This window comes from Leptolyngbya sp. ST-U4, from assembly GCF_039962215.1.
Lineage (GTDB): Bacteria > Cyanobacteriota > Cyanobacteriia > Elainellales > Elainellaceae > Leptolyngbya_A.
Window position 1 is genome coordinate 821,469 of the sequence record NZ_JAMPKZ010000001.1, and the last position, 14,011, is coordinate 835,479.

At 51.6% G+C, this 14,011-nt stretch carries 10 protein-coding genes and 1 tRNA gene; 7 read left to right on the forward strand and 4 right to left on the reverse strand.

The features are described 5' to 3' along the window. Positions 1 to 165: 165 nt before the first annotated feature. The 4 genes from NDA02_RS03595 to NDA02_RS03610 all read left to right on the forward strand — a co-directional run bounded on the left by NDA02_RS03595 (position 166) and on the right by NDA02_RS03610 (position 4,700). Entirely contained in the window at positions 166 to 1,182 is a 1,017-nt protein-coding gene (locus tag NDA02_RS03595; RefSeq protein WP_190790208.1) for a sensor histidine kinase, read from the forward strand. Between the two features lie 205 nt (positions 1,183 to 1,387). Beyond that, positions 1,388 to 2,044 carry an SRPBCC family protein gene (locus NDA02_RS03600; protein WP_190790209.1) on the forward strand — a complete coding sequence of 219 codons (657 nt, stop codon included), beginning with the start codon at positions 1,388 to 1,390 and terminating at the stop codon, positions 2,042 to 2,044. A 1-nt stretch (position 2,045) separates the two neighbouring features. Further along, positions 2,046 to 2,879, forward strand: a complete 834-nt coding sequence (locus NDA02_RS03605) for an SDR family oxidoreductase (RefSeq protein ID WP_190790210.1) — start codon at positions 2,046 to 2,048, stop codon at positions 2,877 to 2,879. An 81-nt stretch (positions 2,880 to 2,960) separates the two neighbouring features. Further along, positions 2,961 to 4,700, forward strand: coding sequence for a hypothetical protein (locus NDA02_RS03610; protein WP_190790211.1), 1,740 nt, complete (start codon positions 2,961 to 2,963; stop codon positions 4,698 to 4,700). Here the strand turns inward: NDA02_RS03610 and NDA02_RS03615 are convergent. Together NDA02_RS03615 and NDA02_RS03620 are read right to left on the reverse strand one after the other, a co-directional pair. After that, positions 4,693 to 6,288: an alpha/beta hydrolase gene (locus NDA02_RS03615; protein ID WP_190790212.1), complete on the reverse strand. Its 1,596-nt coding sequence runs from the start codon at positions 6,286 to 6,288 to the stop codon at positions 4,693 to 4,695. The two genes, NDA02_RS03610 and NDA02_RS03615, sit on opposite strands and share 8 nt — an antisense overlap. 75 nt (positions 6,289 to 6,363) lie before the next feature. Next, on the reverse strand, positions 6,364 to 8,250 hold the full coding sequence (locus NDA02_RS03620) for a fatty acyl-AMP ligase (RefSeq protein ID WP_190790213.1): 1,887 nt from the start codon (positions 8,248 to 8,250) through the stop codon (positions 6,364 to 6,366). Between the two features lie 116 nt (positions 8,251 to 8,366). Here NDA02_RS03620 and NDA02_RS03625 point away from each other — a divergent pair, with 116 nt between their 5' ends. Both NDA02_RS03625 and NDA02_RS03630 read left to right on the forward strand, forming a co-directional pair. Further along, entirely contained in the window at positions 8,367 to 10,241 is a 1,875-nt protein-coding gene (locus NDA02_RS03625) for a hypothetical protein (RefSeq protein ID WP_190790214.1), read from the forward strand. Positions 10,242 to 10,301: 60 nt separating this feature from the next. Continuing rightward, complete coding sequence (locus NDA02_RS03630) at positions 10,302 to 11,339, forward strand: NADP(H)-dependent aldo-keto reductase (protein ID WP_348254419.1); 1,038 nt, start codon at positions 10,302 to 10,304, stop codon at positions 11,337 to 11,339. Between the two features lie 50 nt (positions 11,340 to 11,389). Here the strand turns inward: NDA02_RS03630 and bioD are convergent, their stop codons facing one another. Then, on the reverse strand, positions 11,390 to 12,082 hold the full coding sequence (gene bioD, locus NDA02_RS03635; protein WP_190790216.1) for a dethiobiotin synthase: 693 nt from the start codon (positions 12,080 to 12,082) through the stop codon (positions 11,390 to 11,392). Between the two features lie 200 nt (positions 12,083 to 12,282). Here bioD and NDA02_RS03640 point away from each other — a divergent pair. Continuing rightward, positions 12,283 to 12,356 (forward strand) — tRNA-Pro (locus NDA02_RS03640). 731 nt (positions 12,357 to 13,087) lie between these two features. On the opposite strand, the gene NDA02_RS03645 is transcribed toward NDA02_RS03640, so the two are convergent. After that, complete coding sequence (locus NDA02_RS03645) at positions 13,088 to 14,008, reverse strand: peptidoglycan-binding domain-containing protein (RefSeq protein WP_348254421.1); 921 nt, start codon at positions 14,006 to 14,008, stop codon at positions 13,088 to 13,090. Positions 14,009 to 14,011 lie beyond the last annotated feature (3 nt).

The window sequence follows — 14,011 nt, forward strand, 5'->3', positions numbered from 1 at the left end:
TAGGAAAAGAAACGCATCGTTCTGCAGATTCTACGGATTTTGACGCACTTACTCAGGCACACCCTAACTTAAGCGATCGGTCAAACCTGCAGAATTTTTAGAAATCGTGATTTTATTTGGCATTGCTCAAATTTGGCTTAAACAAATTTAGGTGTAAAGGAATCTATGAAAGCAAATGCCCCGAACGCTGATCCAGCCCTTCAACCTCCAGACTCTCCCTTAGCGCAAGCCGGACAAGGCCAATCGGAACAAAACCAATCGGAACAAAACCAATCGAAACAAAACCAATCGGAACAAAACCAATCGGAACAAGCCGAACGCTATGAAGCCGAGATTCAGGCACTCAAAGCAGAACTTGACCAAACTCGTCTGGCGCATCAAATGGCGATCGAAATGGCGCAGTTTCAGGCAGGCTTTCTGGCACGGACTTCCCACGAGCTACGATCGCCCATTAATAGCGTAATCAGCCTGCATCAGCTTATTTTGTCTGACCTGTGCGACAGCCCAGCAGAGGAGCGAGATTTTGTCGCGCAGGCACACGCCGCCGCTCAGAAAATGCTGGGTTTGATGGATGAGCTGATTCACGTCTCGCAGCTTGTGCAGAATACTGCCCGTTTGCATTTAGCTCCAGCCTCTCTCCAGGACATTTTGGCATCGGTTAAGCAGGCAACGCAGCTCCAAGCAAAAAACCGCAACTTGCAGCTTGAGATTCAGCTTCCTGATCCGTCGGTTATGGTTCTGGCAGATGAACGACGGCTGAAACAGGTTTTGCTACATCTGGTGGATATGCCGCTGAGCGTTATGCAGCAGGGTTTTGTGCGAGTCACGACTCACATTCTTTCGGAGACTGCCCAGATTGAAATCACCGATCAGCGTCCGGCAGAGTGCTGGCAGGAATTGATTGACACTTTGCACAACTTCGAAGGAACCGATCAACTGTCACGGATGAAGGGCGAGACCAAGCAGGCCATCGATAAGGAAAGTACGCTACTCGCTCTGAGTCGATCGCCGATTCCCCCCTCGATCGGACTGAGGCTTTTAACGCAGCGATCGATTTTAGAACTCATGGGCGGACAGCTCATGCTGCTGGAAACCCCGGTGATTTCTGGCGAGCGTTCGGCGAACTCGCAGGAGGGCATCACTCGAATTCGGTGTGTATTGCCGCTTGCGACGACTCTTTAAAAGAACGCTGCAAAAGCAACCGGGTTGATCAATGCGGGGACAGCCTGCCAGGGTTTATTCCTGATATCAGGAATAAACCCTGATAAGCTTCACCCACCTTAACCGCAACGCCAACAGCTCAACCGCAAGAAAGCTAGCATTTGCTCAAAAAGGAGGAGCAGCGCATAATAGACTGAATTTTGTCCAAGGTTGATGCTGAATTGACATGATGCTTCCCACCCTGAAATTGAATCAGCGATTGATTAGCAGTAGTCTGGTCTGTAGCAGTTTGGCGATCGTCACGCCTGCCCTCGCCGCCACAGCCAATTATCCTGAAGCGAGAACGGCTTCACAGCGTCCGGTTTTCCGCTCTGAATCAGCCACGATCGCAGTGCAACCATTCCACATTGCTCAGGCTGGGGTGAGCGTGACCGGATCAGAAGGCAACTTTACCGGGCAGGTCTTAGTTCGCACTTCGGTTCAAACTGCCTGGAGCGTGCTGACCGACTACAATCGTTTTTCGTCTTTTATTCCCAGCATCGCTGAGAGTCGAGTACTACAAAGCGACGGCAACCGCAAAGTGTTTGAGCAGGTGAACGTGATCCGGGTGTTTCCGTTCACGCGTCGCAGTCGGGTAGTACTTTCTTCGGTGGAGAGCTATCCGCAGCAGATTGCCTTTAGCCTGGTAGAGGGCGATATTGAGTCACTACAAGGGGTTTGGCGCATTCAGCCAAGGGGAGACAATCAGGTTTTGATTACACATCAGGTCGCAATTGATCCAGGGTCTTCGCCCATGCGGGGACTGTTTTTCAACATCTACAAAAGCACGCTTGCCAGTACGCTTGCTGCCCTAAAACAGGAAATGGAGCGACGGAGTAGCTAATATGGCTCAAACGCGATCGGACTGGACGGGAAAGATTGCGATTATCACGGGTGGATCAAGCGGCATTGGAAAAGCTCTGGCACAGCGTCTCGTCCGACAGGGAGCAAATGTAGCGATCGTCGCCCGTAATTCCGCAAAGCTAACCCAGGCAAAGGCGGAAATTACTGCTCAATGTCTTAATGCAAATCAGCAAGTCTGCATCTACTCAGCGGATGTCTCCGATCGCGCCCAGGCAGAACAGGCAATGCAGCAGGCGATCGAGGCTTTGGGCACACCCGATTTGCTTGTGACCTGTGCCGGAATTGCCCATCCCGGATATTTTCAGGAATTGCCGATCGAGATTTTTGAAGAGACGATGGCAATCAACTATTTTGGGTCGCTCTACTGCATCCGGGCAGTGCTGCCTGCAATGGCGGCTCAGCGTCGAGGACAGATGGTAATGGTTTCCTCTGGCGCAGGACTAATCGGCATCTATGGCTACACGCCCTACAGCCCGACGAAGTTTGCGCTGCGGGGATTGGCAGAGTCGCTGCGGGGCGAGCTGAAACCGATGGGGATCGGAGTGGCGATCGTGTATCCACCGGATACGGATACGCCTCAGCTGGTAGAGGAAAACAAAACCAAACCGCTCGAAACCAAACGGATTACCGCGACCGCAGACACTTGGAGCGCAGATGGGGTTGCGCGTGAAATTATCACCGGGGTTGAGCGGAGGGCATTTGCGATCGCCCCTGGTACAGAAATGTCTGTGTTGGCGAAGCTGCATAGTGTGATTGCGCCGGGGTTGAACTGGTATTTCGATCGAATTGTGCGACAGGTGAGGGAGGGCAAGTAAGCGGGTGTTGGAGGGGTTGCGGGTGAGCTATATTGCCCCCTGAATTCCCCAACTTTAGGAACTTTGAAGTGAGCGGGTGGTATGGAGTCTGGGCGACTGAAACGACTACACCGTAGGATTTGGGGGGATGCGTCGCCTGAGGTCACTGGGCTACTGTTGAGTTTGCTGGTGCCGATTTACTTTGGTGCATGGTCCCTGTGGTTTGCGTTTGGTCATCCTTTTGTAATTCAGGATGATGCGCGTCAGCATATAGTCTGGTTTCAGCAGTTTGTTGATCCGGCTTTATTTCAGCAGGATTGGATTGCGCGTTATTTTGGCACGGTTGCGCCTGCGGGGTATCGGTTTCTGTATTGGATTATGGCGCAGGGAGGGATTGAGCCGATCGCCTTTGCCAAAGTCATACCGCTATTGTTGGCTTTAATTACCACTTATTATGTCTATCGCACTGCGCTGATTATTTTTCCAGTTGCGCTTCAGGCCTGCCTCAGCAGTTTAATTTTGAATCAGCAGCTTTGGCTAAATGATGATCTCAGTTCTGCAACGCCCAGGGCTTTTGTTTATCCAATTTTTGCTGCTTTTCTGTATTTCCTGCTGCGTCAATCGCTCATTCCCGGTTTGATTACGATCGCCCTTCAGGGATTATTTTTTCCGCAGCTTGTTCTGGTTCAGCTTGGCATTCTGACGCTTCGGCTGGTGCGGTGGGAAAATCGGCGTTTTCGGTTGAGCCGCGATCGGAGGGCGTCCCTGTTCTGGATCAGCGGCATGATTGTTGGAACGCTGACGCTGCTGCCCTTTTTATTAAAAACTTCCGAATTTGGAGGTGCAATTACCGCAGCACAAATGCAATCGTTGCCGGAGTATGGATTGGGGGGACGCAGCGAGTATTTTGGCGTGAGTCCGATCGCGTTTTGGCTTCAAGGAGGAAGCGGGCTGAGAATTCCAGTTTTCCCGACGATTATTTGGGCAGGATTGGGTTTGCCGCTGCTTAAAAGAATGCGGTTGCCTTTAGTCAAATCGATCGCGCCAGAAGTCAACCTTTTGGGCCAAGTTTTAATCAGTTCGCTGGTTTGTTTTTTGCTGGCGCATTTGCTGCTGCTCAGGCTGCATTTTCCCAGTCGCTACACCTACCATACGCTGCGGTTTATTTTGTCGATCGCCGCTGGCATTGTTCTTACCGTTTTGATGGATACGGGTTGGCGATGGGTTCAGCAAAGACGGCAACAGCGCGATTGGCAATTGAAACTCAAAGTCGGGATTGCGGTTGTTACTGCGGCGATCGTGCTGATTGTGCCTGCGATTCCTGCGCTGTTTTTCCAGTTTCAGGGATGGGTAATCGGAGAAGAGACGGCGTTGTATGAGTATCTCAGAACGCAGCCCAAGCAAACTCTCGTTGCCTCGCTATCGCCTGAAGCAAACAATTTACCTGCCTTTGCTCAGCGATCGACCCTCACCGGAAGAGAATTTGCCCTTGCCCATCATCCCCAGTATTATCAGCAGATTCAAGCACGAACGATCGATCTCATCCGACTGCAATATCTGGCAAATCTAGAAGAAGTAAAACAGCTTATCCAAAAACATCACATTGATTTTCTCTTAGTCGATCGCAACGCATTCACGCCGGATTATCTGATGCAGGATTGGTTGATTCACAGTTCTTTTCAAAATATTGTTCAGCAGGCGATCGATCAAATGCATCAGGGCAATCTTTCGGCGATCGGACAATTGCGTGATCACTGTGGTGTGGTTTCAACGGAGCGATCGATTTTATTAGAGACAAAGTGCATCATTGCAGCTTACTCACCCACTCACCCTCCTACTTAGAAAAATCTAGCTCTGCCTCATTCCCTTCAATCTCCCCCTGAATTAAGCCGATCGGATAAGCTCGATCGCTCAAAACCTGCGTGTAGTTTGCCTGCAAAAAGGGCTGATAGGTTTCATCTTGCACAATGTATGTTTTGAAGAATGCGACGGTGAGGGCACTGTGATAGGTTTGGGAGATGCGTTTGAGTTCGCTCCAGGGGGTTTGGCGATTGGTGAAGCCGCCCAGCGTATCGTGCGTGAGGCGGGCGTGGGGTAACCCTTTGGCAACTGCAAGGTATTTTTGGGGAGCGGTCAGATGACGGTAAGCGGGCAACTGTTCAACCAGCAGCGGCGTGAGAATATCCTGATCGGTGGCTTCCCAGAAGACAGGCACTTTGACATCGCGCAGTCCTGCCTGTCCAAATAGGCTGCGACCAAACGGCACAAATAGATAGATGGCTTTGATTCGATCGTCGCGCAAATTTTGATCGAGCTGGGGCAGGTCTAAGGCACGGCACTGATACAGCAGCGAAATGTTGATGATCGCCCTTTGCGTTTGACAGTTCGCTTGAAGCTGAGCGCGATCGAACTGTGCGCCTGCCAGCGATAGAGCCGTAGTGCCGCCGAAGGAATAGCCGAATACGCCCACCTGCTGAAGGTTGAGGCGATCGTTCAAGTCTGATTGATTGCGCCGAGTCAAATCGTCCAGCAAAACTATGACATCACGCGGACGATCAACATATTCAGTTGCGTCAAAATTTTCGCGATGTAGCCCCTGATAAAACGCGAGTAGGCGATCGCGATTGCTGCCCGGATGCTCAGGCACAGCAACGGCAAATCCGTGGGAGGCAAGCTGCTGAGCCAGTTCATCAAACAGATCGCGTCTGGCTCCCAGTCCATTTGAGATCACAATCAGCGGCACAGGCTGCGCAGCATCTGGCAAATACAGATCGGTGACAATCGAACGATTTCGCTGGGCATCTTGAACCGTGAAGGTTTGCTTTTGCACAGCGACGTTTCCCGCCTGCCGTAAATCGGGCAATTTCGACCAATCCACGATCGCTTCAGACTGTGCGATTGCTGCAGACTGCTGTTCCAGATCACTCGCAAACCGATCGGTTTCCTGAAGCAGCGATCGAATTAAGCCCATTAGCCGGAACGCCTGACCTACATCAATCCGCATATCGGTGGGCAACTGCCGCAGAAAATTAATTGCTGATAGCCCCTGCGAATCATCTGCTGCCAGAATCAGGGCTGCTCTAAGGCTGGAGGCTCCGTTTTGTCGAGAAGCCGTTTGAAAAATGTCGCCTGCTTCCTGCAAAAGCTGCTCGCCCGATCGCGTATAGCTGAACTGCGCCGCCATCGTGGGATCAACCTGATAGCGAGTTTGCAGCGCGTCCTGCACCTGGGTTTTGCGCCCGCTCAATAGCCCCGACAGATAGCCCAACCGATCAATTCCCTGTCCGCTTTGGGCAAATGTTTCCAGATCTTTGACCTCGATCGAAAATCCCAATAGCCCGTAGTTGAAATAAATTCGTTCTGCTGCCCGTACCGGAAAGGCGGTCAAGAGGGGAGCAAGCACACCAAGCAGCAAGGCAAATCGTTTCATGAGACGCGATCGAAAATCATTGGAGGGGTAACTGAAAGTTCACAGCGCGAACCCATTCTAGATTACTTTTTGAAGTCATTCGGAAACTCGGCGCATTCGCTCGATCCGTCCTTTTGCTAAAGCCATATATCGTTTCAAGTGCGTCAACGGATTGAGATAGCGGCGAATCAGGGTAGAAATATCGCTGATCTGGTCGGGGTTCGATCGCCAAATTCCCAAACTTTCCTCTTCCCATTGCTGGTTGATAAATTGGGTGCGACAGGCGCGACGCTGGATTTTGCCGCTGGGGGTTTTGGGCAGGCTACCGGGTTTGAGCAGAACGATCGCATAAACATCAACAAAGTGTTCCTGAAACAATCGCCAGCGAATTAGTTCAACCACTTCGTTAATCGAGAGCCGATCGCGGTAGCTGCGTTCCACCTCCTGAGCAATTACGAGGCGATCTTCCCCGTTGACGGAAACTGAGAAAGCCGCACCGCTATTAGTACGAAAGGCAGGATGGCTCTCCTGAACGGTTTGCTCAAGCTGATCGGGATAGTGATTGAATCCCCAGAAGACCATGACATCGTTGAGCCGTCCGGTGATGAACAGTTCGCCGTCCTGAATAAAGCCCAGATCGCCCGTCCGCAGAAAAGTTTCTTTGCCTGCTGTTTCTGCTGCGTCTGCCAGGACTGCACCAAAGGTTTGAGCGGTTAGCTCTGGCTGGTTCCAGTAGCCTTTGCCCAAACCGGAACCTGACACCCAAATTTCCCCCACCCGATTATCTTGAAGGGGAAACGGCGCAGCCTCACCTGCACAGCAAATTCGCGTGACCGGATCAACGATCAGCATTTTGCCATCGAGCCAGGGTTGCCCGCAGGAAACGATCGACCGCACCCGCCGGGATTTGCCTTCAGCCTGCACGACGCGATTTTGCTCCAGGGCTGCTTCATCGATCGATCGGGCAATCGGCGGTTCATTCTTTTTGCCGCCCGTGATCAGCAGGGTTGCCTCTGCCATGCCGTAGCAAGGATAAAACGCTTCTCGGCGAAAACCGCAGTCCGCAAAGACTTGGGCAAAGCGATCGATCGTCTCAAGGCGGACGGGTTCGGCTCCGGTGAATGCCACTTCCCAGGAACTGAGGTCAAGCTGCTGTCGCTGAGCATCCGTCACCTGACGGCAGAGCAAATCGTAGGCAAAATTGGGTGCGCCGCTGGTGGTAGCTCGATAGCGCGAAATTGCCTGAAGCCAGCGCACGGGTTTTTGCACAAAGTCGATCGGCGACATCAGCACGCAGGACGCGCCCAGATAAATTGCTTGCAGCACGTTGCCAATCAGCCCCATATCGTGAAACAAAGGTAGCCAGCCTACCCCCACCGATCGCGCGGTATGACCAAACGCAAGCTGAAGCATTTTTTGGTTCTGCATCAGGCATTCGTGGGTGATCATCACGCCTTTGGGCTGCCCGGTGGAGCCAGAGGTATATTGCAGAAATGCAAGCTGATCGGAATCGATCGTTTTCGCGGTCCAGCTTGAAGCGAGATCGTCAGATAGAGTGGCAGTAATCAGCCATTGCAGTTCTTCGATCGGAAGCTGGTGCTTGAGACGGTTTACCAGGGATTGAGCGGTGAGGACGATCGTTGCTCCTGCATCCTGGCATCGGGCAGACAGGTCAAACACCGCATGACGATTGCGCGGCGGATGACAGGGTACCGCAACCACACCCGCATACAAACACCCCAAAAACGCGCTGATAAAATCGATCGCCCCATCATAGGGATAGACCAGCAGGGCCCGACTGCCGGACGGGACCAGGACACTGAGCTGAGCCGCGATCGTCTGAGCCTGCCGATCTAAGGCAGCATAGGTAATACGCTCGGCTTCATTGCCCTCTTTGAGAAAAATAAACGCAGTTTCCTGAGGTTGAGCCTGACTCCGCAGTGCAAGTAATTCGACCAGAGTGGGGGCAGGGGGTTGGAGCATGGGGCGCGAGGAGGGAGGGAAGGGCAAGGAGTAAGGAGTAGATGAGTGGCTCGGTGATCGGTGGATGAGATGGAGATTGATGGGACGATCGAAGTTAGTCTAGCGGGGAATTGGGTTTGGCGGAAGCAGTGGCAGTGACTCAGAAGGGGTTTGGTTCTCGGCGCGGGTTCTGGATTAGTTTGCTGATTCCGCTTTATTTTGGGCTGGTGTCAGCGGGATATCGGCTGAGCCATGCTTCGATCGTGCAGGATGATCAGCGATTGCATCTGGTTTGGCTTCAGCAGTGGCTTGATCCCCAGCTTTTTCAGAATGATTTGATTGCTCAGTATTATCAGTCGATTCAGCCGATCGGATTTCGTGCCTTCTACTGGATGGCTGCCCAGTTGAGCATTGAGCCAATGACGCTTGCCGCCATGCTGCCCCTGATTCTGGCATTGATGAGCAGCATTTTTCTGTACCGCGTGACATTTCGTCTGCTGCCCCATCCACTTGCGCCACTGCTGACCGTGCTGATTTTTAATCAGAATATTTGGTGTAAAGATGATCTGGTTTCTGCCTCGCCGCGATCGTTTGCCTATCTGCTGCTGATTTTGTTTCTGGATAGCGTGATCCAGTTAAAAGAAGGTTTGGGGAGAACTGATTCTAATTCCGCGAATCGTCACAGCCTTGCGAATCGCCTTCCAGGGCTAAACGAAGATTCTTCGGTGTTTCAAAGTCCTCCCAAATTAGGGAATTTAGGGGGCAGTCCGGCTTTCTGGTGCTTGTCTGTGCTAATTTTGCAGGGCTTGTTTTATCCGCAAATCATGCTCGTTTCGCTGGGAGTTCTCTGGCTTCAGTTGCTTCCGTGGCGGCATGGCAGAGTGAGTTTAAGCCGCGATCGATCGCGCTATCTGCTTGCAGTGGTGGGACTGGTTCTCACCGGAATCATCCTGCTGTTTTTCTCCGGGAATGCCAGCACCTTTGGCGAGATTTTCAGCGCGGCACAGATGCGATCGATGCCCGAATTCCAACCGGGGGGCAGGCGAGCTTATTTTGGGGTAAATCCGCTTCAGTTCTGGTTTGGCGGCGCGAGTGGGCTGCGGCTTCCCCTATTTCCGCCGATTTTGTGGACTGCAATTGGCTTGCCGCTGGTTTTAAATCGCAAAGGGCGTATCGCTTCGGCCCTCCAACCCGAAATTAAGATACTGGCTCAGATGATGATTGCCTCCGTGGGGCTCTTTGGACTGGCGCATCTGACTTTTCCGCTGCTTTATTTGCCCAGTCGCTACACCTTTTACAGTTCCAGAGTTGTAATGTCGATCGCCGCAGGCATCACGCTCACCTTCCTCATCGATCGCTGCTGGAAATGGGTTTCTCGATTGCGGCAAGCGGGTCTTCTCCATCCGCACGATCGAATCATGATCGCTTTTGTTGTTTTATTTGCGATCGTCGCCGTCATCGTACCCGCCATTCCGCCTCTTTTTTTATCAAATCAGGGTTGGATTATTGCTGAAGAAACGAACCTGTATTCATTTCTGGCAAATCAGCCTAAAACAAGCATGATTGCTTCTCTGTCTCCTATCACAGACAATATTCCTGCATTCTCGCGGCGATCGGTTTTGTTTAGTCCTGAGCTAGCGTTGCCCTATCATTCCGGTTTTTATCAGGCAATGCAGCAGCGCATCAACGATATCGTGCAGGCACAGTACAGCTCTGACGCATCAAACGTTAAACGAACGATTGAGAAATACAAGATTAATTTATGGATTATTGCATCAACAAGTTTTGATTCAGATTATTTGTTAAAACAGCCCTGGTTCATGAATCGCTCAATGCGATCGAACGTTCTCCAAGCCGTGGCTCAATTTCAGCCTGGTAAACCGCCCATTTTGCAAACGCTGAGCCAGCAATGCACCATTTTTTCCGAAAATTCCGATACAGTTATTGATGCTCAGTGCGTCGTTCGATTGCTCAGCGCAACTGAAAGGGATGTGGGAATTCATAATCCATGACTGCATATGGGTAGATTTATTTTTGTCTTCCGACTGAGCTGACATCAATCCACTTTAGTGATGAAATACAACCCACTCGGCAACAGCGATCTGCGCGTTTCAGAACTTTGCCTAGGCACAATGACCTTTGGACGGCAAAACACGATCGAAGAAGCACATGAGCAGCTTGACTATGCCACCCACCAGGGAATTAATTTTATTGATGCCGCCGAAATGTATCCTGTTCCAGCTCAGGCAGAAACCTATGGTCTAACTGAATCCTACATCGGTGAATGGCTGAAGCGGCAGCCGCGCGATCGATGGATTATTGCCACAAAAATTACGGGTCCGGGTCGAGGCATGAAGTGGATTCGGAATGGAGCAAAGGCAATCAATCGCACTAACATTCGGCAAGCCGTCGACGATAGCCTAACCCGACTGCAAACCGACTATATTGACCTCTACCAAGTTCACTGGCCCGATCGCTACACGCCCCTATTTGGACAAACTGAATTCGACCCCGCCAAAGATCGAGAAACCGTGCCAATCGCAGAACAGCTCGCCGCCTTTGCCGAAATCATTCAAGCAGGAAGGATTCGCTATCTCGGCTTGAGCAACGAAACCCCCTGGGGCATTACGAAGTTTTGCCAGGTTGCAGATCAGTTAGGGTTACCCAGAGCTGTCTCAGTTCAAAATGCCCATAACCTGCTGAATCGCGTTTTCGATTGGACTTGGGCAGAAGCCTGCTACCAAGAGCAAGTCAGTTTGCTGGCGTACAGTCCGCTTGCCTTTGGCTGTCTGACAGGCAAATACCTGCATCACTCGCCTGAAGCAGCCCGCCTGACTCGGTTCGCCGGATTTGGGCAACGCTACCTGAAGCCAAACGTCTCTGAAGCAGTTGCCGCCTATGTTGAAATTGCTCAGCGACATCAGCTGACGCCTGCTCAAATGGCGATCGCCTTTGTCCGAAGCCGCTGGTTTGTCAGCAGTACGATCGTGGGGGCAACGTCGATCGATCAGCTGAGAGAAAACCTGAGCAGTTTAGAAATTACGCTTTCCAGCGAAGTGCTGGCAGAGATCGAGGCGGTGCAGTTACGCTATCCCAATCCTGCGCCCTAAACCCCCTACCGCTGACCGTTGCCAACGCTGATTCCCATAACACTGATTTCCTAAACAGCTAAGTAAGGCAACAAACCTTCAATGGAAAGCTGAGATGCGACCTGTGCTAGTTTGTTGGTGTCGGTCGGGTCGCTCATGTGAGGAATGCAGCCTAAAACGGGCTTTTGGGTCAACGATCGCAGCAGATCCGGCGATGCCCAATCCGCAATTTCTTGAGCGTGGCAGGGCTGCACACAATTCAACACAATGCCTTTCAAGTGAATTCGTGATTGATTAGCAAGGGCAACATTCGCGACGGCTTGAGCGATCGCCCCTGGCTGCACTGGAACCACCAGCACGACCGGAATCCGCCAATCCCAGGCGAGGTCAGCATTAGTCATCTCAGCGGTGAGTGGCGATCCGAGCCCGCCCAACCCTTCCAGCAGCACAAACTCCTTTTGCTGGCTGAGCGATTTAAACGATCGCCAAATTTTCTCTAACTCAATTTTTTGATTCTCCCGCAAAGCTGCGATCGGGGCGGGGAGCCTTGCCTCAAAGCGAATCGGGTTGGTTTGCTCTGGGGATTGCTCCAGGGAAAACTGCTGCTGAAAATATTGAGCGTCATTCGTTCCGCAGTCGATCGGCTTGATGATGCCCAGCGATCGAGAGCTGAGATAACGCTGCCAGTAAGCAGCCAGGGCAGAAATCAATACCGTTTTTCCTGCGCCAAGTGATGAGCCTGTAATCAATAGTGCGTTTAACACGGGTTCCCTCAAAGGACGATGCGTGGGGTCTTGCAATTTTGTCGCAATGGCTACTGCAAAGGACTGCTGATCTCCATTTAACGATGCGATTGGGTTTTGGGGAATATTGGATCAGGAAAACCGTGTAAAAGATTTTCGATCGGCACATCGCGCAATACCGCTTTTCGGTCCCCAATAAAGGTACAATAGAAAAGCAACTTCGGGATGTAGCGCAGCTTGGTAGCGCGCCTGCTTTGGGAGCAGGATGCCGCAGGTTCAAATCCTGTCATCCCGACTTAAGATTAGGAAAAATTAGGGATTCATGGAAGCAGAATCTCTAAACCGACCCCAGATGGATTTCTTCTGGGCATTATTCTAGTTCCAATTCACACCAAAAGCGTGCAAATTCCGGGGTGAAGCGGTCTCTATTAGAGGAATTTTTAGGATCAAAGCAACAGCGATAAAAAAGCTGTTATGCATGAATAGACTGCCTTTAAAAACCGATGAGGTCTGGCACATGAACCAGACCCCGAAAACCGAGTTGAGTTGTGAACGAAATGAACCTTGAATTAAGATGTTCCTTTACGAAGGGTTCGGACTTAATCAACCGCAACTTTCACTTACAAATCTCTCGCATACCTGTCTCTACTAGGAGACATAGAGCTATGTGGCGCATCTCTTTCTGCCTTCAAAACCAATGTGCATTAGAAATGCAATTTTTCCACGGACTGAAGGGCAATGCGGAGCGGTAAGAGAAACATTACGTCTGGACTATTAGCGGGTGGTACAGGCTACTAATCCATTAATTCAAATCAATCGGTCGGTTTGTTTGATTCAGTTAAGGTTTGCTGTTGCTTTTCTGTACCTGAATTCAAGATAGCATTGCCGATCGGGGAAGGGAACCTGCATTTACCAATGTTGGCGATCGTTAACTTAAGTTTATATAAGAGTAAAGAAGGCTTTATTTGTTGCAGCACTTGCTTACATTACCCGATCGCCTTCCAAACGACTACTTCTGCCAAATGCCTAGCGCAGCAAAGCTCCCCAGGTTGCCGGACCGACCACTCCGTCAGGCTCTAGCCCAAAATTACGCTGTGCGACTTCCACGGCTGCCTGAGTTTGTGCCCCAAAGATACCGTCCACCTCACCGTCATAAAATCCGAGGGCTTGTAGTCGCTCTTGCAAGCGTTCGATCGCACTGCCGCGCATTCCAGGCCGAAGGGTGGGCAAATCGATCGAGGTCGAATTGCTGTCTGTTTCAGAGCTTGCCCCAGTGTTGGTTCCAGAGTCTGCGGGAGGAGTCGCTGGCAAATTGGTAGGACGAGTCGGAGTCGGGGAAGGGATGGGCGCAGACGTTGGAGAAGGAGTCGGGAAAGGAGTGGGCGTTGGAGTTGGAGAAGGAGTCGGGGAAGGCGCGGGTGCAGGCGTTGGAGTTGGAGAAGGAGTCGGGAAAGGAGTGGGCGCAGGCGTTGGAGAAGGAGCCGGGGAAGGCGCGGGTGCGGGAGCCGGGGAGGTGCTGGCTGTAGTGCTGGCATTGGGCGAGGGAGGCAGCAGACGGTTCCAGGTTTCAGAACCAACCACCCCATCAGCGTCTAGCCCGATCGACTGCTGAAAGGCAGAAACGGCATCTGCGGTACTTTGCTGATAACTGCCGTTAACTACCTCTTTGTAATAGCCCAGCAGTTTGAGCATTGCCTGAAGCTCTGTTACTGATTCTCCCTGGCTGCCAATTCTGAGAACCGGACGATTCGCACTTGCAGCTTCGGTCGTAGCAGCAGGGGGCGTCTGGCTGAAAGCAGGCGAGTAAAGCAAGCCTAGCGTTAAAAGGCTGAGCAAAGTCACCGTACTGGCGCGCAGCACTCTATTGATAGAAGAAACTGCAATAGAAGGAACAGTGATAGGAGAAACTGAAACTGGAGTAGAACGCAGGCTAGATGGCATAAGCATGGA